The sequence below is a fragment of the Glaciimonas soli genome (assembly GCF_009497155.1).
In the GTDB taxonomy this organism is placed as follows: domain Bacteria; phylum Pseudomonadota; class Gammaproteobacteria; order Burkholderiales; family Burkholderiaceae_D; genus Glaciimonas; species Glaciimonas soli.
Genome location: NZ_WINI01000004.1, coordinates 172,424 through 192,902 on the forward strand (window position 1 = coordinate 172,424; position 20,479 = coordinate 192,902).

Annotated in this window: 20 protein-coding genes; 14 read left to right on the forward strand and 6 right to left on the reverse strand. The window is 51.6% G+C overall.

All coding sequences use genetic code 11. The features are described 5' to 3' along the window. Positions 1-11 precede the first annotated feature (11 nt). Positions 12-500 (forward strand): GNAT family N-acetyltransferase, encoded by a 489-nt coding sequence (locus GEV47_RS09050; protein WP_153234437.1) that lies wholly within the window; start codon positions 12-14, stop codon positions 498-500. 90 nt (positions 501-590) lie between these two features. Here GEV47_RS09050 and GEV47_RS09055 read toward each other — a convergent pair whose 3' ends face one another. Next, the gene (locus GEV47_RS09055; protein ID WP_153234438.1) at positions 591-2,669 is read right to left on the reverse strand and encodes an alkaline phosphatase family protein; all 2,079 of its coding nucleotides are present in this window, start codon (positions 2,667-2,669) and stop codon (positions 591-593) included. Positions 2,670-2,919: 250 nt separating this feature from the next. After that, a complete protein-coding gene (locus GEV47_RS09060) occupies positions 2,920-4,764 on the reverse strand; it encodes a multicopper oxidase family protein (protein ID WP_153234439.1) in 1,845 nt (614 codons plus the stop codon). Between the two features lie 570 nt (positions 4,765-5,334). Here GEV47_RS09060 and GEV47_RS09065 point away from each other — a divergent pair. The 4 genes from GEV47_RS09065 to tmpT all read left to right on the forward strand — a co-directional run bounded on the left by GEV47_RS09065 (position 5,335) and on the right by tmpT (position 8,534). Further along, positions 5,335-6,039 carry a helix-turn-helix domain-containing protein gene (locus tag GEV47_RS09065; RefSeq protein ID WP_153234440.1) on the forward strand — a complete coding sequence of 235 codons (705 nt, stop codon included), beginning with the start codon at positions 5,335-5,337 and terminating at the stop codon, positions 6,037-6,039. Between the two features lie 18 nt (positions 6,040-6,057). Beyond that, on the forward strand, positions 6,058-6,837 hold the full coding sequence (locus tag GEV47_RS09070; protein WP_153234441.1) for a CPBP family intramembrane glutamic endopeptidase: 780 nt from the start codon (positions 6,058-6,060) through the stop codon (positions 6,835-6,837). A 48-nt stretch (positions 6,838-6,885) separates the two neighbouring features. Next, the gene (locus GEV47_RS09075) at positions 6,886-7,332 is read left to right on the forward strand and encodes a DoxX family protein (protein ID WP_228124644.1); all 447 of its coding nucleotides are present in this window, start codon (positions 6,886-6,888) and stop codon (positions 7,330-7,332) included. 197 nt (positions 7,333-7,529) lie between these two features. Next, positions 7,530-8,534 (forward strand): thiopurine S-methyltransferase, encoded by a 1,005-nt coding sequence (gene tmpT, locus GEV47_RS19785; RefSeq protein WP_153234442.1) that lies wholly within the window; start codon positions 7,530-7,532, stop codon positions 8,532-8,534. Positions 8,535-8,622: 88 nt separating this feature from the next. Here the strand turns inward: tmpT and GEV47_RS09085 are convergent, their stop codons facing one another. Together GEV47_RS09085 and GEV47_RS09090 are read right to left on the reverse strand one after the other, a co-directional pair. Beyond that, the gene (locus GEV47_RS09085; protein ID WP_153234443.1) at positions 8,623-8,997 is read right to left on the reverse strand and encodes a VOC family protein; all 375 of its coding nucleotides are present in this window, start codon (positions 8,995-8,997) and stop codon (positions 8,623-8,625) included. Between the two features lie 65 nt (positions 8,998-9,062). Continuing rightward, positions 9,063-9,704: a LysE family translocator gene (locus tag GEV47_RS09090; protein ID WP_153234444.1), complete on the reverse strand. Its 642-nt coding sequence runs from the start codon at positions 9,702-9,704 to the stop codon at positions 9,063-9,065. A gap of 458 nt (positions 9,705-10,162) precedes the next feature. On the opposite strand from GEV47_RS09090, the gene GEV47_RS09095 reads away from it, so the two are divergent. After that, the gene (locus tag GEV47_RS09095; RefSeq protein WP_194270622.1) at positions 10,163-11,038 is read left to right on the forward strand and encodes a mechanosensitive ion channel family protein; all 876 of its coding nucleotides are present in this window, start codon (positions 10,163-10,165) and stop codon (positions 11,036-11,038) included. 196 nt (positions 11,039-11,234) lie between these two features. Here the strand turns inward: GEV47_RS09095 and GEV47_RS09100 are convergent, their stop codons facing one another. Then, positions 11,235-11,978 (reverse strand): LytR/AlgR family response regulator transcription factor, encoded by a 744-nt coding sequence (locus GEV47_RS09100; RefSeq protein WP_153234446.1) that lies wholly within the window; start codon positions 11,976-11,978, stop codon positions 11,235-11,237. Between the two features lie 25 nt (positions 11,979-12,003). Then, positions 12,004-13,068 (reverse strand): sensor histidine kinase, encoded by a 1,065-nt coding sequence (locus GEV47_RS09105; RefSeq protein ID WP_153234447.1) that lies wholly within the window; start codon positions 13,066-13,068, stop codon positions 12,004-12,006. 325 nt (positions 13,069-13,393) lie between these two features. On the opposite strand from GEV47_RS09105, the gene GEV47_RS09110 reads away from it, so the two are divergent. The 8 genes from GEV47_RS09110 (at position 13,394) to GEV47_RS09145 (ending at position 20,453) form a co-directional block, all read left to right on the forward strand. Next, on the forward strand, positions 13,394-14,317 hold the full coding sequence (locus GEV47_RS09110) for a LysR substrate-binding domain-containing protein (protein ID WP_153234740.1): 924 nt from the start codon (positions 13,394-13,396) through the stop codon (positions 14,315-14,317). A 234-nt stretch (positions 14,318-14,551) separates the two neighbouring features. Then, the gene (locus tag GEV47_RS09115; RefSeq protein WP_407646224.1) at positions 14,552-16,015 is read left to right on the forward strand and encodes a 2-hydroxymuconic semialdehyde dehydrogenase; all 1,464 of its coding nucleotides are present in this window, start codon (positions 14,552-14,554) and stop codon (positions 16,013-16,015) included. Positions 16,016-16,028: 13 nt separating this feature from the next. Next, positions 16,029-16,427, forward strand: a complete 399-nt coding sequence (locus GEV47_RS09120) for a RidA family protein (RefSeq protein ID WP_153234448.1) — start codon at positions 16,029-16,031, stop codon at positions 16,425-16,427. 7 nt (positions 16,428-16,434) lie between these two features. Further along, the gene (gene mhpD, locus GEV47_RS09125) at positions 16,435-17,223 is read left to right on the forward strand and encodes a 2-keto-4-pentenoate hydratase (protein ID WP_153234449.1); all 789 of its coding nucleotides are present in this window, start codon (positions 16,435-16,437) and stop codon (positions 17,221-17,223) included. Between the two features lie 22 nt (positions 17,224-17,245). Continuing rightward, positions 17,246-18,202, forward strand: a complete 957-nt coding sequence (locus GEV47_RS09130; RefSeq protein ID WP_153234450.1) for an acetaldehyde dehydrogenase (acetylating) — start codon at positions 17,246-17,248, stop codon at positions 18,200-18,202. Positions 18,203-18,214: 12 nt separating this feature from the next. Further along, positions 18,215-19,243 (forward strand): 4-hydroxy-2-oxovalerate aldolase, encoded by a 1,029-nt coding sequence (gene dmpG / locus GEV47_RS09135; protein WP_153234451.1) that lies wholly within the window; start codon positions 18,215-18,217, stop codon positions 19,241-19,243. Then, entirely contained in the window at positions 19,240-20,025 is a 786-nt protein-coding gene (locus GEV47_RS09140) for a 2-keto-4-pentenoate hydratase (RefSeq protein WP_153234452.1), read from the forward strand. Before dmpG ends, GEV47_RS09140 begins: the two co-directional genes overlap by 4 nt. Next, on the forward strand, positions 20,022-20,453 hold the full coding sequence (locus GEV47_RS09145; protein ID WP_153234453.1) for a RidA family protein: 432 nt from the start codon (positions 20,022-20,024) through the stop codon (positions 20,451-20,453). Before GEV47_RS09140 ends, GEV47_RS09145 begins: the two co-directional genes overlap by 4 nt. The last annotated feature ends 26 nt before the right edge of the window (positions 20,454-20,479 follow it).

Genomic DNA, 20,479 nt, shown 5'->3' on the forward strand with positions numbered 1-20,479 from the left:
TAGCCAGCATCATGCTCACCCTGGAAGAACTACTCACCCTAGACCTGCTAACCCTGCGCGCCCATACCGAGCGTGCCGGCGATACACTCGATCCCGAGTTACACGCATCTCGCATACGTGAGTCGTTGCTGATTTCTCAGGTTTGCGCTGTGCGTCGTGATGGCGAATTGGTGGCTTATGCGATGTTGAGTCCAGAGTCGCCGACTGGCACTTGCTGGTTTGTTCTCGCCTTCAACACCCATCCACTACATCGCAACCCTGCGGTAATGTTTGAATTGTTTCAGGCATTTTTTGAGTTGGTGAAGCGCCTTGGTATCGAGGAACTTCGCAGCAACGTCTACAAAACAAACATCCTGTCGATGGCATTTCATAAACGGCTCGGGTTTCGGATTACAAAAGAGAGCGTCAAGGGTGTTGAGTTCTTTATTTCCGTCGCTGAGATCGCGGATAACCCAGCTATCGAACGCACATTGAAGAAACTGCGCGGGCAACCCGGCTAACCTCGAATAAGACATCGCAAGAAAAAAAAAGGCCACATTTGCATGTGGCCTCATCATTTCCAGGACTTCAATTAACCCTATTCCGATTCATCACTGCCATTGATTCCGCGAGTGATCAAAATCGAACAGATCAAACAGATCGCCGATCGCCGGACTATTTGCCGGTACGTAGGCATTTCTTCTTTCCGCGATTGGATTAGGTAAATTGTCACGGCTGCGATTGCTGACTGGTTTTAACTTCCAATTACGTTCGATGAATTTCAGGATCGAAACGTGATCGGTGTAATCGTGCGAGACATGGCCTTTTTTGGCCAACGGTGACACCACGATGAACGGAATACGTGTACCGTCGCCGAAGAAATCCACTGGTTGCACATAGCCTGAATCGTAATAACCACCACCTTCGTCGAAAGTAATGAAGATGGCTGTGTCTTTCCACAATTCTGGATTGGCTTTAACAGCGTCAACGATCTTCTTGGAGAAACCTTCGAACAGGTCAAGCTTGGAAGAAGATGGATGACCATCGACCAGACCGCTTGGTTTGACGAACGATACTGCTGGCAACGTGCCTGCTTTGATGTCTGCGTACAGATTGGTGGTGTCCTGGATATGCGCAGCAACTACAGCAGGTTTGCTCATGATGGACGTGTCGTATTGGAACGGATTACAGATGTTGCAATACTCGTCTGTGTTCGCACCTTGTGCACCATAGTTCAACTGGTAAGGATCATTTACATAATTGTTCCATTGGTCGCCGTAGTATTTCCAGGAGACGTTGGCAGCAATCATGCTGTCACCAATACTTGGCACCGACGATGGTGGAATGGTGAAGACCGTGTTGTTAGGGCTGTTATCGATGTAAGCATTATTACCGTTACCGAAATAACCTGGATTGTAGTTATTCAATAAATAGTAATGGCCAGCTTCGCAGTTTGAACGAATCGGATGTGGCAACGATTTCAGATAGTTGGCGATAGGGGCAACGCCGGGCTGGGTAGTATCGGCACAATTGCTATAAGAACCGCCACCATAAGATGCAGAGCCGTATGAACCACCGCCATAACCGTCTTCTGAATACCAATTGTTGGTACCGGCAGCAGCATTTGGATTTTCAACTTCATCGACGATGCCAGCATTTTTGCTACCGGCGGCCACCAAAGTATTGTGCGGAGGAGCCAATGGTTTGCCAGCACCATCACTGAACCAGAGTGCGTCGCCATGCCCAAGCATGATGTGATTTGCACCGGTACCGCCATTGACGGATTGATGGAAGTTGTCGCTGATGGCGTAACGATCTGCCAGATCTTTGAAGTAAGGTACGTCACCGGTTTTCATGTTGTAAAAACCAAGTGCGGTAGAACCTTCACCAGTAGTTTTCGCTGTCGGTGAATATTCAGTGCTGAAGTTTGCTGGCTCCGCATCACCATTGGCGCCGGCACCGACGGTGGTTTCAACCCATGAGAATAGCGACGAATCACAACCGGATGGGCGTGCTGGTGTTGCGTGCTTTACGTCGCAGTTAAGTTGCTGCCACATTTGATAGAAGCGATGTACCGGGCTTGCCGAATAATCGTGATAGCCAAATGTGCTGCCATTGGTCAGCTGGAACGGACCTGGCGGCAAAGCAGTGACATTGGTGATGCGTTGATCGGGTACGTGCGATGCCTGGCCGGTTCCACCGGCGACCAGGTATTGGTAATACTCATCCGGCAATCCATTTTCCGATTGCTGTGCAAGCGCCAAGCTGTTGCCCGTAATATAGGAAGTCTTCGGGCCACCTGTCAGCGGCGCTGGCAACACATTGCCAGGCAATGTCGTTTTCGCTGGATTTAACAGAAATTCATTAGTTTGCGTATCGCTGGCGGCTTGCTGCTGCGCGAGAGAGAAATTCGGTCCAGGTGTGCCATCTGCATTAACAATCCCCATCGAGCGCAGATTCCAGATGCCATGACCGTGTTTTGGTTCATACGTGGCAAATACATTATCGAAACTGTGATTTTCACCGATGATAACGATGACATGCTTAATTGGTGATTCAGTTTTGTAGGCCGCTGTATTTGCAGTATTCGGAACAGTTTGTGCTATTGCAGCACCCAACGACAACTGGAAAAGCGCGATTGAACTCAAACCAAGGCCCACGCCGCGCATGCCTTTTAATCTAAAATTCATAATTAACTCCCTAATCGTCACATGACAGCCAAGAAGGTACGCTTTCCACATGGCAATTAAATGAACGTTCTATGACAATTAGATGAAATTTTTGTGACCGCCTGATTTGAGTTTGTTATGGCTTTTTCAATTTACAAAGCATGTTTTGTTAGGTGTTTTTCTTGCTAATCTATCTCTGCGGGTTCCGTCTCACATAGGCGCGAAAGCGAATTTTCATTGCATTTATTTGAAATAATTTGCGCAAATCCCATCAAGATGCTGGCTGGTTTTTTTGCGGCTGCTTATCTCGCGCAATAACGCGAATCGTACCCATCATGCCTCCATCTTCATGTTCCATCAGGTGACAGTGATAGACAAAAGTGCCTACCGTGTTCGGATCGCGGAAATCCATGCGTAGTCGCACGCTGGGGTATTTCAACATACTGTCTTTGAAATAAGGGACGTTGACCGTATCGCGCAAGAAAGGCTCATCCACTGACATGCCTGCCCAATCCATCACAAGGAAGTGGATTTGATGAATATGGAAAGCGTGCAGTTCGTTGCTTCTGTTCTCAATGATCCAGTCTTCCACATCACCTTGATTGACCACCACATTGGGAACGCCGGAATGCGGATCGAACATGGTCGGCGTTTTACCATCTTCGGTAATATAAAAGTCGGTCGGACTATTCGGATCGTTTGGATTCGACGGCTTTTCGGAAAAGAAAAACTTCCGCACGCGTGTAGGCGTGACGTCTCCCAGCCAGGGAACGGTAGCCGCAGGCAATGGCACATGCGACATCGGCAGAATTGATTGCGGTTCCGGCGCATCGGCCTCTGTCGTAATTGATGCGAGCGCACGATTCGGTACATTTTCTCCGCCCGGCCCAGTATCGACTGTCCTTGTCACGAGCAAGCCGGGCACTCCGGCAGGCGGGCCGCTGACGATGAATTCGACCCGCGCACCCGGTGGTAGTCCGATGTGATTCACCCATTCAACGGACGTCGGATAGTCCGCATTGCTTTTTTGCGGAACGCCATCTATCGCAACAACCCCGAGTTGTTGCGCTCTGCGATTGGACAGCACCGCGAGGTTCAGATAGGTGATCGAAGATGCGTTAAGAACGCGCCACAGCTGGCGCTCATTTGGCTTCATTTTTATGCTGGCGGTTGGGTAATCCGGATATGGCACCGGCACAAAATTGAGGCTAAGATCTTTTGCCGGCTTACCGAAACCAGTGCCGTTATTCGTCGCATCACCGTCATTATCAAGCAGCGTTTTGGGGATGACAGGCTCTGACTTTGATGGTGCTGCATCCGGATTCTGCAAATCCTGATCGCGAATGATCAACACACGTTCTGGCAATCCCGCCACAGCCGGAATAGCACGTTCTATGCCTTCGATGATCAATGCGCCTGAAGCACCGCCCTGCACCTGCTTGCTGCTGAATCCATGAATATGCGGGTGATACCAATACAAACCCGGCGGTTCATCGCGCGGGATGTTGAAACGATATTCAAAGGCAGCATCGCCGGGTTGAATCGAGGTGTGTAGTACGTCATCCTGATGACACAACGGCGGCACTGTCAAACCGTGGAAATGGAGATTGGTCGAGGTGGCAGACATCATGTCACTGTTACAAGGGTCGGCTTTCTTATCAAACTTCATGCCGTGCATAGTCGATTTACTCAGCATCAGCAAATCCATGGCGCTTGGCTTAGCCGCGGATTTGCTCTGAGTTTTGTCTTCAACCAAATCATTCTTGAGCCGCAATATCAGCAGATCACCGGGATGCAATCGCAAAGTCGGCGATTGACTACCATCTGGAAGCTGATAACAGTAGCGCGTCGATCCGTCTGGTTCGTGGTAATTACGGATGGTCAGATCAAGCTTCAAAACGCCGTTCTGACTGCGCAAGTCTTCAGGCTCCGGTACCGGGCTGCCGGGTAGTGGCCTCGGACATAGCTGTGCAGCGGAATTTTGAGCAACGGTTGGCGGTAATGACTCGGCAGCCCATCCATTGAGCGAATAAAAACTGGTAAAAAATATAAATCCGATAAAACAGAGAGCAGTACGGGTGAAAAAATTGCGACAACCAAATTTGGAACCACGCATTTTATAATCCACAAAATCGTTCAAATCATGCCCTTTATCAGCTATAACGCTTAATATCGGATACCGTATCACTGTTAATTAGCAGCGATTATGTTGCCAGGCCCATCTAACGCGGCCTGTAAATGTGAATCAGTATAATTTTGGTTTATGACTAGATTAAGACGTGAAAATCTTTATAAATAAGGTCTATGTAAAGCAGGACTCAGCTAAGTTGCCGTTCGATTAAGAGGAGGGCCATTTGCCCGAAGTAGCTCAATAGAATGTGTTAGCGTCGCCAAGGCTGTTGCTTTTGACGTTGGTTTTGAATTTCGCATTGGACGTTGCCAAAATTACGGACAGCATTCGGAAAAAGAGGGAAGACATGTCTGAGCGTAGCGAGTTGGTCTTTCCTCCCGAATGCTGACCGTAATTTTGGGAACCCGCCAACGGCGGGCAACGGCTCTGCGATCGCCTTCTTTTGCTTACTTTTCTTGGCGAAGCAAGAAAAGTGAGTAGCTGTCGGGCTACCCCCGACATTGCCAGCACCACGGAGTGACGACTTAATCAAGATAGCTTACCTAAACAACGTCAATGCCCAACTTTCTTCCTACCCCCTGCTGTGTCATGGACCCCGGCATCATTATTCCGCGCCACATCCATGCGCAAGCCTACGCGACCATAGTGCTCGATGGCGGCTATCAGGAAGCGGGGGAATCCGGCCGCTGGCATGTGCGGGCTGGCGATGTGCTGCTGCATGCGCCATTTTCGGCCCATTGGGATCAGGTAACGCCACGCGGCGCCCGCGTGTTGAATTTGCCGGTCCAACTCTCCAACCAGTTATCGACATGCGGACAAGTAGACGATCTTGATCTGGTCATCCGCCTGGCAATGCACGATCAGACAGAAGCCGCTATCGCGCTCATGCAAGGCTGGCGTCAGAGTCAAGATGCGCTGAACGATGCGCCGGATCTTCTGGCACAAGCTCTGTCGGCCGCCGATCCGCTCGGCGTCCAGAACTGGGCATTGGAAAATGGCGTTTCACGCGTAACTGCTTTCCGCTGGTTCCGCTCTGTCTATGGCATCGGGCCGACGCAATATCGCGTCGAAGCACGCGCTCGGGCAGCCTGGCAAATGATTGTTAATAGCACCACTAGTCTGGTTGATATTGCCACCGATGCCGGTTACGCCGATCAGGCTCACATGAACCGTGATATCAAAACGTTCACAGGTCGTTCACCCGGGGCATGGCGCACCGGTTATGGATTGAAACATTCGTTCAAGACTGAAGCAAATTAACCTTGATATCGTTAGTTCATGACTACTTCCACGACACTGCGGATCGACCGCCCCTTCTTCCAGATAACCGGATTCAAGTTCCGTCTCTGGCCGATCATTCTGGCTGCTGTCTTGATGCAGGCAATGTTATGGCCCGCGCGCGAAGGCGCACGCTGGCTGGTCAAACATTATCCAGAATGGTTCCATCATCAAATATGGGCTTTCGTCGGTGTGGCGGAACTGTTCCAAATCATCGTCGGACTTATCGCCGTTCTGATCATGAAACGGTTGTTGCCGCAAGCCGATGCCAATCTGCGCTGGCCGCCGCAGCGCAGCTACGCCGGACTCGCTCTGTTGATTGGCGTAGTCATGGCGCTAATCATGCTGGTCGCTGATTATTGGCCGCAACTTCTCAGCCACACGGCACCCGATGGCGGTTACGAAATGACGCCTGTCGGTGTTCCGGGATGGTTGTTTGTGATGCTCGCTGCTGGTCCCAACGAAGAAATCATCTTTCGCGGCGTACTGGTCGGCATGCTGACCGTGCTGGTTCCGGGACGTGTGCGCATGGGGCGATTCGACATCCCGGTTTCCGGCGTCATCGTCAGTCTGTTGTTCGGCGCAGCGCATTTCAACAGTTTCTTCAGCGATCCTCTGTATCAAGCCGTTGCGCAACAAATCTATGCCTTCGCCTTTGGCTTGACTTATGTCTGGCTGATGGAACGTTCACGCAGCTTGCTCGCGCCTATGATTGCGCATGGCGTCAGTGACTTGGTGGAAGTGGGGGCGGTAATGCTGCTTACGGTAGCTTGGGGTTAAGAAAACATCGCGTTTCTTATTGTTCGAAGTTCAGTGGAAAATGTCACAATGCAACTTCGAACGATAGAAGGATTGTGGAGCGATATTTTACAGATGGCGCACAAGCGATTAAAAAAAGCAGGTTTAGCAATTATTTTTTTCTGGTTTTTAATCGGTGGAATCGGGCATTTCCTCGCACCGGATTTTTTTCTGAAAATCGTCCCGCCAGACTTGCCATTTCGCATCCAGGCCGTTTATATCAGTGGCTTTTTTGAGCTGCTTGGTGCCATCGGATTGTGCCATAACAAAACCCGCAGGATGGCAGGAATTGGCCTGTTCGTTTTGACCATCGCAGTGACACCTGCGAATGTCTACATGTGGACTCATCCTCAGTTGTTTCCAACCATTCCCGAGATCTTACTTGGATTGCGCCTGATACTGCAGCTGGCACTGTTGGCGACGATATGGTGGGCAACATTTTCTGACCTGGGTACAAAACATCCTCACCACATTTGATCTGAATTCACGCGGATTTCCAATAATCCGGATGCCTTGGCACCCTCTGCCATATCCATTGCCTATCCTGTCGTAATTAAGACTTGACCTCAAGTTAACTTGAACCGCTATCCTGACCACGACACAATCTGACACGACATTTAAAATCGGTAGATTGATAGCATGTTATTTATACTTCAAGAATTTAAGGAGCTGATGTGGACGCAAATTTTTGGCATAGCAAATGGGAACGGGGCGAGATTAATTTCCATATAAGTGAGGCAAACCCACTACTAGTAAAACATTTTGAAGAGTTACATCTGACAAAGGGCAGTCGTGTGTTCCTGCCATTGTGCGGAAAAACACGTGATATTGCATGGCTGCTTGCCTGCGGTTATCGCGTTGTTGGTGCAGAACTGAGCGAACTCGCCATCAGTGCGTTATTTAAGGAACTGGCCATAGAACCCGCAATCTCCACAGTTGGGAAATTGACACGCTACAGTGCTAAAGATATCGAGATACTGGTTGGCGATATTTTCGATGTGTCTGCTGAAAATCTTGGCCCCGTCACCGCAATATATGATCGCGCCGCTTTAGTTGCCCTCCCCGCTTCCCTGCGAGCACAATATGCGTCGCACCTGACGCGCATCACCGATGCAGCGCCGCAGTTGCTGATCTCTTATGAATACAACCAACTGCTAATAGATGGCCCACCGTTTTCAGTGAGTGCTGACGAAGTAAAGCAACATTATGGCGCTGCGTACCAAGTGAAATCTATTGAAAGCAGGAATGTCGAAGGCGGATTGAAGGGGAAAGTTGCGTCAACGGAAAGCGTTTGGCTGCTCCAAAAAATTGCTTCGAGCTCTGCCGAAGAAATCGTCCAGAAACAGCTCGACGCCTACAACGCGCGCGACATGGATGCGTTCCTTGCCACGTATGCGGACGAGGTTGCGCTTTTTAGATTTCCGAACACACCGTCGGCGACTGGCAAAGAGGAAATGCGCAAGAACTATACCGCACGGTTTAGCGATACGATTTTGCATTGCATCATCGTAAAGCGCATTGTTATGGGCAATACCGTCATCGACCATGAGCGCATTCGCGTCACGCTGCCCGAAGGACCGGGTGTCATGGAAGCGATTGCAATTTATGAAGTTCTGAACGGAAAAATCGCCAAGGCGACATTTATTTCCGGGAAAAAAACGCCCGGAGAAAAGTTATAAACGGATGAACGACGGGTCGGTCGTCGCCCGCCAGTCGCAAGCGTCATTTGGACAGGATTGACGTCCAACGTTTGGCGTGCGGGACGGTCTATGCCTCGGGTTCGTGGCAAACCACTTCGATGTTGTGCCCGTCCGGACCAATGACAAAAGCGGCATAGTAGTTCGCATGGTAGTGCGGGCGCAGACCAGGCGCCCCATTGTCTTTGCCACCGTGCTCCAGAGCCGCACGATAGAAAGCTTCGACTTGCTGGCGATTTTCGGCCGTAAACGCCAGATGAAGATGCGCCGGCTTCTCCTCGGTTTGGTACAGGCATAACGAAGCCTTCCCCTTTGGGCTAAGCTCGATACCGTATGTCGGCGTCCCTTCGGAGGCAACAGCTACACCCAGCGGTTGGAGTGCCTTGAGGAAGAATGCTTTGCTCGCTGCATAGTCGCTGACGCCGAATTTGACGTGGTCAAACATGAACTCTCCTTAAATGTTTAGGCTCGTGCAAGGCCAAAAGCAATATGGACCGTCATCGGCCCAGCTCAGGCAGCCTTGTTGCGCAAGCGCAGCAAACTCAGGCCCAGTACAACAAACATGCCGCCCGACACGTAGTTGAAAAGGCGCAATCGCTGGGGATTTGCGAATTGCTTCTTCAGTAAGCGCGCAAGCAAAACATAAAAGGTGTGCGATAAAAAAGCGCATGCCACGAATGTGGCCGTCAGCACGAAAAATTGTCCAACGATAGCTGCGTCATGCACCAGGAACTGCGGGAAAAGCGCCGTGAAAAACAGAATGGCCTTTGGATTTGTCAGCGCCACTGTCAGTCCGTGACTGAAAAGGCGCGGAGCCGCATGCACGCTGGTTGCGGTAGTTGCCACCTTTACATTTGCAAGGGTGCTTGATTTACTTCTCAATTGCTTGATGCCGAGGTAGATGAGATAAAGCGCGCCAGCAATTTTCAAGCCCATGAAAGCCGTGGCCGACGTCGCTAGCACCGCCCCCATTCCCGCCATCGCCACGGCCGAAACCACGAACAAGCCGATCGCATTGCCCAACGAGCCGATCATCGCACGGCGGGGCCCCACTGCCAGAGAGTTAGAGATCGCAAGCAGCACAGCCGGGCCAGGCGTAAAACTAGTCAGCAAGGCAATACCGCAGAAAATTAACCAATTCGAGATATGCATTTTCGTGGTCCTGACAAAGACAAAAGGTTGAGGCTGAAAGCTTACTGTAATTCAGTTCTGCATGCTGAGACTGCGCAAAAACGCCGCTGTCGCCGAGATTCGGCTGCCAATTTGCACGCCCTTTCCATCGAATTGCTTGATTTTCAATGTAATGCAAACATGACAACGCGCGTCAATGCCGCTTGTCGAACGCACCAAAGGACAGTCCATACCTTCCCAAAGGTGCCATTGCCTCTTTTGTATAGATGAAAGAGTATGACTCAGCAGATTTTCTTAGTAGTCGTATGGTTTTACGGACAGTTCGAAAATTACTGTCGGCTACGGTGGCGCATCCTAATCCGGTTTGCCTAAGCATCAGTGCCACGCAATTCGCTGTCGCTAACAAAGATATAAAGATATCTCCCAACCTCATTCTCACTAATAGCAATAGTTACTTTATCCATCTGGCAGGAGCATATATGGATTATATTTTTAATGGACAAGTGCTCAACAGCCTACATGCTGCTAATCAGCATATGGAGGAAAGAATTATTGGGATGTTGCCCCTCCTGATTGCAGTTATTCTGAGCCTCATTTTTTTTTGGTTCCTGGCAACGGCGGTGCGCATTGTTTTGCGGTTCATTTGTAAGCGCTTCGTCAAAAATCCGGCGAAATCACATCTGATTCAGACTGCTTCTTATAGCGTAGTCTGGGTGATTGGTGGCTGCGTTGCCCTGAATATTTTGGGAGCGGACGTAAAATCGCTCATCACCGGATTGGGCCTTGGCGGCGTCGCTCTGGGCTTTGCATTGAAGGATCTCCTTTCGAACTTCGTTAGCGGCATCAGCATACTGCTGTTGCAGACGTTCAAAATTGGCGATCAAATCGTCGTTGGTGAAACAGAAGGCACTGTAGAGCAAATAAATGTTCGCGACACCCACATCCGAACCTACGACGGGCGCCTGGTTCTAGTGCCAAACGGTCAGGTGTTCATGTCACGCGTAACCAATAACACAGCATCGGAACTGCGACGTGCGTCGGTGTTTGTTTACCTGGAATATGGCGAAGACGTTAATCGCGCAATGTCCATTATTCTCAACACCATCAATAACGTTCCCGGAGTGGCGACCGATCCTGCTCCATCAATACGGCTACGTGATCTGACAACGGAACATCTGTACATTGAGGCAAGGCTATGGGCGGACTCCCATCGGAAAAACCTCTGGGCGACGGCCTCTTTGGCACGCATTGCCATCGTGGATGCATTGACGAAAGAAGGAATGGCTCTGCCTAACCCACGCAAGCGTCAGGTAACGCTGGAAAACAATTCCGGTCAGTTGGTTGACCAGCCGTAGGAAACAATCATGGCGTTTGAAGTTAGACCATTTTCATCCGAACTACCTCAGCATTTATCCCGAAACGTGGCAAACAATGACTGCCGCCGTGCGCCTATATAGCGCATTTTGCGTGGGATGCCAAGAAGCGGCTTCCCGTCATCAGCGGCATTGAATGGTCATATGTGATTGAACTGGGCGCAGCCTATCCTAAGCATTAAATCGCCATATTCCGCAACATCTTAGAAGCCTCTCGATTGGCAATCAATTGCGTCCCGTCGCGCATTTGCAATTGCAGCTGCGATTGCTCATCGGCCTTCATCGATTCGACAAAGTCGAGATTAACCAGAGTCGAACGGTGAATCCGAATGAATTTGCCAGGGTCTAGCCGTGCGCTCAGTTCGGACAGGCCAATGCGAACCATGAATGTTCTTTTTCTGGCTGCAATCACGGTGTATTTTTCATCCGATTTCATGTATTCGATTTCATCCATCGCCAATGGAAAAATATGGCCGCGGTCGCGTACCAGAATGCGTTTGAGAAGTGAGGTATCGTGCTCTGCTGCCTGTTTCAGCACCAGTTGCAAATCATCTGAAGATGTCGCCGACACTTCCAACAAACGCTCGACCGCTGCATCAAAACGTTCGCGTGAAAACGGTTTGAGCAGATAATCGACGGCGTTGAGTTCGAATGCGGTTACTGCATATTGATCGTAGGCTGTCGTAAAGATATATTCAGGTCGGTGTATCAGGCGCTTCACCACTTCCAAGCCAGTCATCTCAGGCATTTGGATATCCATGAAGACAACTTCAGGTTTCAGCAATTCGATATTTTTCAAGGCCACCGCACCATCCGCCGCTTCGCCGATCAGATGCAGTTGCGGATGATCGTGTATCCAGTTGCGTAAGGTTTCGCGAGCAAGTGGTTCATCCTCTGCAATAAAGACGGTTTTGGTTTTCATGATGTCGAATGGTTTTTATTGGTAATCAATCGGTCTTCAATGGAATAGTCAGATGTATCGCGAACCCGGCTCCCGGCTCAGTATGAATCTCTACTTTCGCACGTTCGCCGTATTCCAGCGCCAGGCGTCTCTCTACGGTCTTTACACCAAGACCGCTGGCATTCTTCACCGTGTACAAATTGGAGCCGGGGCCGTCGTCGCTCACTACGATTTCCATGCTTACAGTATCCTCGTTCATCTTCGCGCTAATCTTCAGTGTGCCCGGTTGACTGCGGGGATTGAAGGCGTGTTTGATGCTGTTCTCGACCAGCGGCTGTACGCTGAGCGCCGGCACGCAGCGGCATAGGACAGCGTCATCGATATCCCATTCAACCGTCAAACGGGTGCAAAGTCGCAGCGATTCCAGCGCCAGATAGTCGCGTACAAAAGTGAGTTCATCATCTAGCATCACCATGGAATCGCCGCTTTTTTCGGTATCAAGCAGGTAACGCAGCATGTCTGAAAATTTCAGCAACGCGGTTTCGGCAGCGCTCGAATCCTTGCGGGTAAGTGCGATGATGGAATGCAGTGTATTGAACAGGAAATGCGGATTCAATTTGTTGCGTAGCGCTGTCAGTTCAGACTTTGCTAGTAAGGTTTGTGCCTGAGAGATCGCAATGGATTGCAAACGCGTCGTTTCTCTTGCACGCACCGCGTGAAAAATGCCAGCAATGATCGCATAGGTCATGAGATAAACCAGCGACTGCCAAGTCAGCATTTGCACTACCTCTGAGAGGTCATTATTTTGCTGATTGAAATGAAAAATGACGACGTAGTCCAGTGCAACACAAAATAATGTGAAGAGCAGTGCCAATCCCGCATGAATACCTAGCACTGCGATGGTACTGCGACCAACCCGCTGAAAATAGCCGGTTAAAGGCCATAGCAGAAAAAGTATGAATACTCCCGGACCAAGAATCAAACCCGCGTTCTTCAACCCTTTTCCCAACTCCAGATGACCATGAACTAGCCCTTCTTGCGTGGCGATTGCATAAAAGATAAAAACCGGCACCCAGGCGGCGAGGTAAAACGGCCAGATACGGCGATTCATGGTCTGTCCTTATGCATTATTTGATGCCAGATTGTCGCGCAGAATCCGCAACCGGCAATCTGATTTGGTATGAGTTGAGGAAATATGACCGTGAAATGCGAGGACCTAGCGGGAATGGATTTTGCATTATTGGAATTATGTCAACCCGCTAACGATTTGCACAACAAAGACTTCCTTTCAGCGCAATTGTGCTAACTTGTTCGTCAGCAACACAATAGCATCAGATAAAACAAAATAGATAGCCGGGACATAGCAGTGTTCCAGGCAGGAGACAGAAGTGCCAGATACATTCGAAAAACGCGCCAATATTCCATTGGTCGACGTCATGCTGCGACGTTTGAAATTGAAACCCTTGCTGATTTTTGAACGCGTGCTGGAGTCTTCTTCAATCGCCCGCGCCGCACGTGAGTTGAATCTGACTCAGCCCGCCGTTACCAAAGCGATTCAAGAATTGGAAGCCGACCTCGATGTGCCTTTGTTTGAACGCACCAATCGCGGTGTGGTGCCGACCTGCTATGGCAGTTTGCTAGGCGCGCGCGTCAAGACAGTGATCGCTGAATTGCGTTATCTGACCGACGAACTGAACGCCTTCCGCTCCGGCGATACCGGCCACGTCATTGTTGGCACGCTGATTTCAGCCTCTGCGCGATTGCTGCCGCAGACCATCACTAAACTGAAACAACAGCGCCCCGGCGTGCTGATTACTGTGCGCGAAGGGCCGACCGATCAACTGTTTCCGGCGCTGGCCAGTGGCGAACTCGACATCGTGGTCGGTCGCCTGCCAGAACGTGATTTGCCACTCACCCGCATGTTCGCTTTTGAGCACACCATGTTGTACAACGAAGCCATGTGCGCGGTGGTCGGTTGCCAGCATCCGCTATTGCAGCGCCCGGATATTCGGCTACCCGATTTGCTGGAATGGCCTTGGATATTTCCATTACAAGCATCACCAGCTCGCCTCACGGCGGAGCATCTGTTCCTGGATGCCGGCCTCAGCATGCCGATCAATATTGTCGAATCACTATCACTGCTCACCAACATCGGCCTCATGCAAGATTCGCCATCGATATCATTAATGCCACGCGATGTTGCCCAACATTTTGCTCGCCTAGGTTTACTGGCGATACTGGATCTTGGGGATCTGGGTAAATTCGGCGATATCGGTTATTCGGTACGCGCCGAACGTGCGCCTACTCCCGCCGCACATTTGTTCATTGAGTGCCTGAAACAAACGGCGGCGGAACGTTAGTACGACAACAACATCTCCGTCATTCTGGTACAGATGACGGAGAAAATTACACACATTCAAACTTGGCCAGCCATCAATTATTGGCATATCCAGATCCCTATATTTCATTATGTTTGATATCTGGCTCTCCCTATACTAGAAGCCAGACTGACCCGACCGCGCTGCGTATGGCACGCGTAAAGCTCGATAAAAAATCGACAAGGTCATGAGCCATAGGGAGACATAGTTGTGAGTATCAAAGTAGCTAAGCAATTACAGCATTTCATCGCTGGCGAATTCATCGCCAGCGAAAAAACATTTAAAAATATTTCACCGGTCGATGGCACCCTGATCGCCGATGTCTGCGAAGCTGATGCAGCCACTGTTGATGCCGCAGTGAAGGCTGCCCAAGCCGCACTCAAAGGGCCATGGGGCAAGATGGGTGTACAAGAGCGCGCTGCAGTGCTGCATAAGATCGCCGATGGCATACAAGCGCGCTTCGAGGATTTTGTCGCCGCTGAAGTTGCTGATACCGGACGGCCGTTACAGCAGGCACGCACACTCGATATCGCGCGCGGAATTGCCAACTTCCGTACCTTTGCCGACCTGGCAAAAACCGCCAATACCGATCTGTTCCAGAGCGATACAGCCGACGGCGCCGGTGCGCTCAATTACACCGTCCGCAAACCGCTGGGGGTGGTCGGCATCATCTCGCCGTGGAATCTGCCGTTGCTGCTATTCACTTGGAAAGTCGCGCCAGCACTGGCTTGCGGCAATACCGTCGTCGCCAAGCCATCGGAAGAATCACCGTCTTCGGCCACTCTGCTGGCAGAAGTAATGCGCGATGCAGGTGTTCCGCCCGGCGTATTTAATTTGATCCATGGTTTCGGTGGCAATTCTGCTGGCGAATTCCTGACCAAACATCCAGGTATCGACGCCCTCACCTTCACCGGTGAATCAAAAACCGGCAGCACCATCATGAAAGCAGTCGCTGATGGCATGAAAGAAGTGTCGTTTGAATTGGGCGGGAAGAATGCTGCGGTGGTGTTTGCCGATGCGGATTTCGATGCGGCGGTTGCCGGTGTAATGCGCTCGTCGTTTACTAATTCAGGTCAAGTCTGTTTGTGCTCAGAGCGGGTTTATGTCGAGCGGGCGATTTTCCCGCGCTTTGTGGCCGTCCTGAAAGAAAAAACCGAAGCGCTCAAAGTCGGTTATCCCGATGAAGCCAACGTCGACATGGGACCACTGATTTCACACGGCCATCGTGACAAGGTACTGTCTTATTACAAACTAGCCGAACAGGAAGGTGCCACCGTTGTCACCGGCGGCGCTGTTCCCATCTTTGGCGATATCCGTGACGCTGGCGCTTATGTACAACCAACCATCTGGACCGGGCTGCCCGACCATGCACGCTGCGTCACCGAAGAAATTTTTGGGCCGGTATGCCACGTCGCACCGTTCGATAGCGAAGAAGAAGTTATCGCGCGCGTCAACGATAGTGATTATGGTTTAGCCTGCGCGTTGTGGACGACCAATCTGGCACGCGCGCATCGTGTCGCGCCCAAGATAGATGCCGGTCTGGTGTGGGTCAACACCTGGTATCTGCGCGATTTGCGAACACCGTTCGGCGGCGTCAAACAATCCGGCCTGGGTCGTGAAGGTGGCCGCTATTCGCTCGACTTCTATTCGGAAGTCGTGAATATCTGCATCAAGCTGTAAGGCTGGACTAGCCATGACAAACAACCATCGTTTGTGCATTCAGTCAGCCGCGATTCCCGCACCGCGCTTTCATTACAGTCCCTGCGTGCAGATCGGATCATTAGTTCAGGTATCCGGCATGATCGCTCTCGACCCGCTCACCGGCCAGCTAGTGAGCGGTGGTGTCGGAGCCGAAACTGCATGCATTCTGGCTAATCTGCAACGTGCATTGGCCGACTACAAGGTCAGCTTGAACGACTTGTTGATTGCCAGGATTTTCACAACACGTTTTGAGGCATTTGCAGAAATCAATGCGGCATGGGAAGCGGTATTTAGCGGCGATCTGAACCCGCCAGCGCGTACCAGCGTCGGCGTCAGCGCCCTACCGCTAGGTGCCAGCGTAGAAATCGAATTCACTTTTGTTCAATCTTAGAGGACGTATGAATAACATTATTGAACAGGCCGCCGACCGTCTCTGGCAAGCCCACATAGACCACCAACCGTGCGCGCCGGTACATGATCTGATAGGGCTGACGGATATTGATGCCGCCTACGCCGTGCAACAAATAAACACCCAACGCCGGTTGCAACAAGGCCGCCGTTTAGTCGGTCGCAAGATCGGCCTGACCTCAAAGGCGGTACAAAAGCAGTTAGGTGTTGATCAGCCGGATTTTGGCATGCTGTTCGCTGACATGTGCGTCGTCGATGGCGAGCCGATTGACATTGCGCGCATCTTGCAACCCAAGATTGAAGCCGAAATTGCATTGATAATCGAACGCCCGCTAATCCACGCCAAACATACCGTTGCTGACATTATCAACGCCACTGCCTACGCGTTACCGGCGTTGGAAATCGTCGGCAGCCGTGTCGCCAACTGGGATATCAAACTAACCGATACCATCGCCGACAATGCCTCCAGCGGCCTGTTCGCACTTGGGTCGCGGCCAGTCAAACTGGCTGACTTCGACATCATCAATTGCGGCATGCTGATGGAACGCCGTGGCGATCAGGTTTCGATTGGCGCTGGTGCAGCCTGCCTTGGCAATCCGCTGTACGCAGCAGTCTGGCTGGCCGATGTGATGGTGCGTTTTGGCCAGCCTTTGCAACCGGGCGACATCATCATGACCGGCGCGTTGGGACCGATGGTAGTCGCCGCTGCAGGTGATGTATTTGAAGCGCACATCGAAGGCTTGGGGCGCGTCAGCGCTGCCTTCGCTCCGACCCGCTAACGATCTCAAAACAGGATAGAAAATGAACCAAAACCAGCATGATGACCAACGCATCAAAGTAGCCATCATCGGTTCCGGCAATATCGGTACCGATTTGATGATCAAGGTGCTGCGCAACGCCAAACATTTGGCTATGGGTGCGATGGTCGGTATCGATCCGCAATCCGATGGCCTGGCACGTGCTGCGCGCATGGGAGTCGCCACTACCCATGAAGGCATAGAGGGCTTGACCCGCCTGCCAGGTTTCAGCGACATCAAAATCGCCTTCGACGCCACCTCTGCCGGTGCCCATGCAGAGCACAATCGGATATTGCAACAACATAGTATTCAGGTGATCGATCTGACACCTGCCGCCATCGGCCCTTATGTTGTTCCGGTCGTCAACCTGCAAGAACATCTGAACAGCCCCAACATCAACATGGTCACTTGCGGTGGTCAAGCGACGATCCCGATGGTGCGGGCCGTATCGCGCGTAGCCAAAGTTCATTACGCCGAGATCATTGCCTCTATCGCCAGTAAATCTGCTGGCCCCGGTACCCGCGCCAACATCGACGAATTCACCGAAACCACTGCCAAGGCGATAGTCAGCGTCGGTGGTGCAGAGCGTGGCAAAGCCATCATCGTCATGAATCCGGCAGAGCCACCGCTGATGATGCGCGACACGGTGTTTTGTCTGGCCGATGCGGATGCCGATGAAGAAACCATACGCACATCGATCGAAGAAATGGTGCGCGATGTTGCTGCTTACGTACCCGGTTATCGCCTCAAACAACAAGTGCAGTTTGACCGGATTCCGGCGGATCAGCCGTTGAATATTCCTGGGCTCGGAAAACTTGCCGGACTCAAGGTCTCGATCTTTCTCGAAGTTGAAGGTGCAGCGCATTACCTGCCTGCCTATGCCGGCAATCTGGATATCATGACCTCAGCAGCGCTGGCAGCGGCCGAGCACATTGCGGCTGGTTACAGCAACACAAAATAAGGAATATCTCTCATGACTCCGAATAAGAAAATATATATTTCCGACGTCACGCTGCGTGATGGCATGCATGCGATTCGTCATCAATATTCGATTGCACAGGCGGTGGCAATTGCCAAGGCGCTTGATGCAGCCAAGGTCGACAGCATTGAAGTCGCGCATGGCGATGGCCTGAGCGGTTCTAGTTTCAATTACGGTTTTGGTGCGCATACCGATCTGGAATGGATAGAAGCGGTTGCCGAAGTATTGCAACACGCACGGGTAGCAACATTGCTGTTGCCGGGCATTGGCACGCTGCACGATCTGAACGCAGCTTACTCGGCGGGCGCTCGTACCGTTCGCGTCGCCACCCATTGCACCGAAGCAGACATTTCAAAACAACATATCGAACACGCCCGAAAACTGGGCATGGACACGGTCGGCTTTCTGATGATGTCGCACATGACCACGCCGAACGCATTGGCGCAGCAAGCCAAACTCATGGAATCCTACGGCGCGGAATGTATTTATGTGGTCGATTCCGGCGGTGCATTGTCGATGAGTGATGTGGCCGAGCGCTTCAAGGCATTCAAGGATGTGCTCAAACCAGAAACCCAAACCGGCATGCATGCGCATCACAATCTGGCGCTTGGCGTGGCTAATTCCATCGTCGCGGTGGAACATGGTTGCGACCGCGTCGATGCTTCTCTGGCGGGCATGGGCGCTGGCGCCGGTAATGCGCCGCTGGAAGTATTTATCGCGGCAATCGATCGCATGGGTTGGCAGCATGGCAACGATTTGTTCACGCTGATGGACGCCGCCGATGACTTGGTGCGGCCATTACAAGACAGACCGGTGCGCGTCGATCGCGAAACGCTGGCACTCGGGTACGCTGGTGTTTATTCCAGTTTCTTGCGTCACGCTGAGGCCGCATCCAAACGTTATGGGATTGCGGCGGTCGATATTCTGGTTGAGCTAGGACGTCGCCGCATGGTCGGTGGTCAGGAAGACATGATTGTCGACGTCGCTCTCGATCTGATCAAGCAACGCGGGGTGCCAGCATGATTGCCGCCGGCCTGCAAGCGCTGGCGACCACGCTCGACCGTGCCGCCATGGATCGCACTGAGATCGATCAACTCACGCCGCAACATGGATTTACGCTAGCGCAGGCCTATCAGATTCAGCACGCCTCGATAGCCCATCGTCATCAGCGCGGTGAACAACCGATTGGTATCAAACTCGGCTTCACCAGTCGCGCAAAAATGGTGCAGATGGGCGTCGATAGTTTGATCTGGGGTTTACTGACCGATGCGATGTTGCGCGAAGACGGCGGCATGGTTGATCTGGCCGATTTCATTCATCCACGGGTGGAACCGGAAGTCTGCTTTTTGACGCGTCGTGTGATTGACCGCCCATTAACTTTGCTGGAAGCCGCCAACTATCTGGAAGCCGTGGCACCAGCGATGGAAATTATTGATTCGCGCTATCGCAATTTCAAATTCACGTTGGAAGATGTGGTGGCAGACAACTGCTCGTCGGCAGCGCTGGTCGTCGGTACTTTCTCCGACAATTTGCGTGGACTGCTTAATTGCGGCGTGGCGATGCGCTTTAACGGCCACGCGGTGCAACTGGGCAGTACCGGCGCGATACTCGGCAATCCATTGCGCAGTATCGTTCAAGCATCACAATTGCTGACCCAGAACGAAATGGTATTACCAGCCGGTTCCTTGATCATGGCCGGTGCCGCCACTGCAGCCGAGGCCCTCACACCAGGACTGCATGTATCGACTGACATTAGCGGACTTGGGCGGGTCGAATTCTTTACTGCGGCAGGAGAACATCAATGAACAAGGTCGTCAATCCCACTCAGGCCATCGTTGTCTCTGGCAAAGCGCAGCCGCGCGGAAAATTCCCGCACATCAAACGCGCGGGAGACTTTTTGTTCATCTCCGGTACCAGTTCACGCCGCCCGGATAATTCTTTTGTCGGTGTCGAAGTCGATGCCATGGGCACTACCAAGCTCGACATACAGGCGCAAACCCGTGCGGTCATCGAGAATATGCGTGACATTCTTATGAGTGCCGATGCCGCCTTGTCAGACATCGTCGAAATTTCCACTTTTCTGGTCAACATGAACGATTTCGGTGGTTACAACACGATCTATGGAGAATACTTCGATATCGACGGACCGACCCGTACCACCGTCGCCGTGCATCAATTGCCGCATCCGCATTTGCTGATTGAAATCAAGGCGATTGCCTATAAACCGCTATAAAAAATCATAATAAGAATTATTCGATT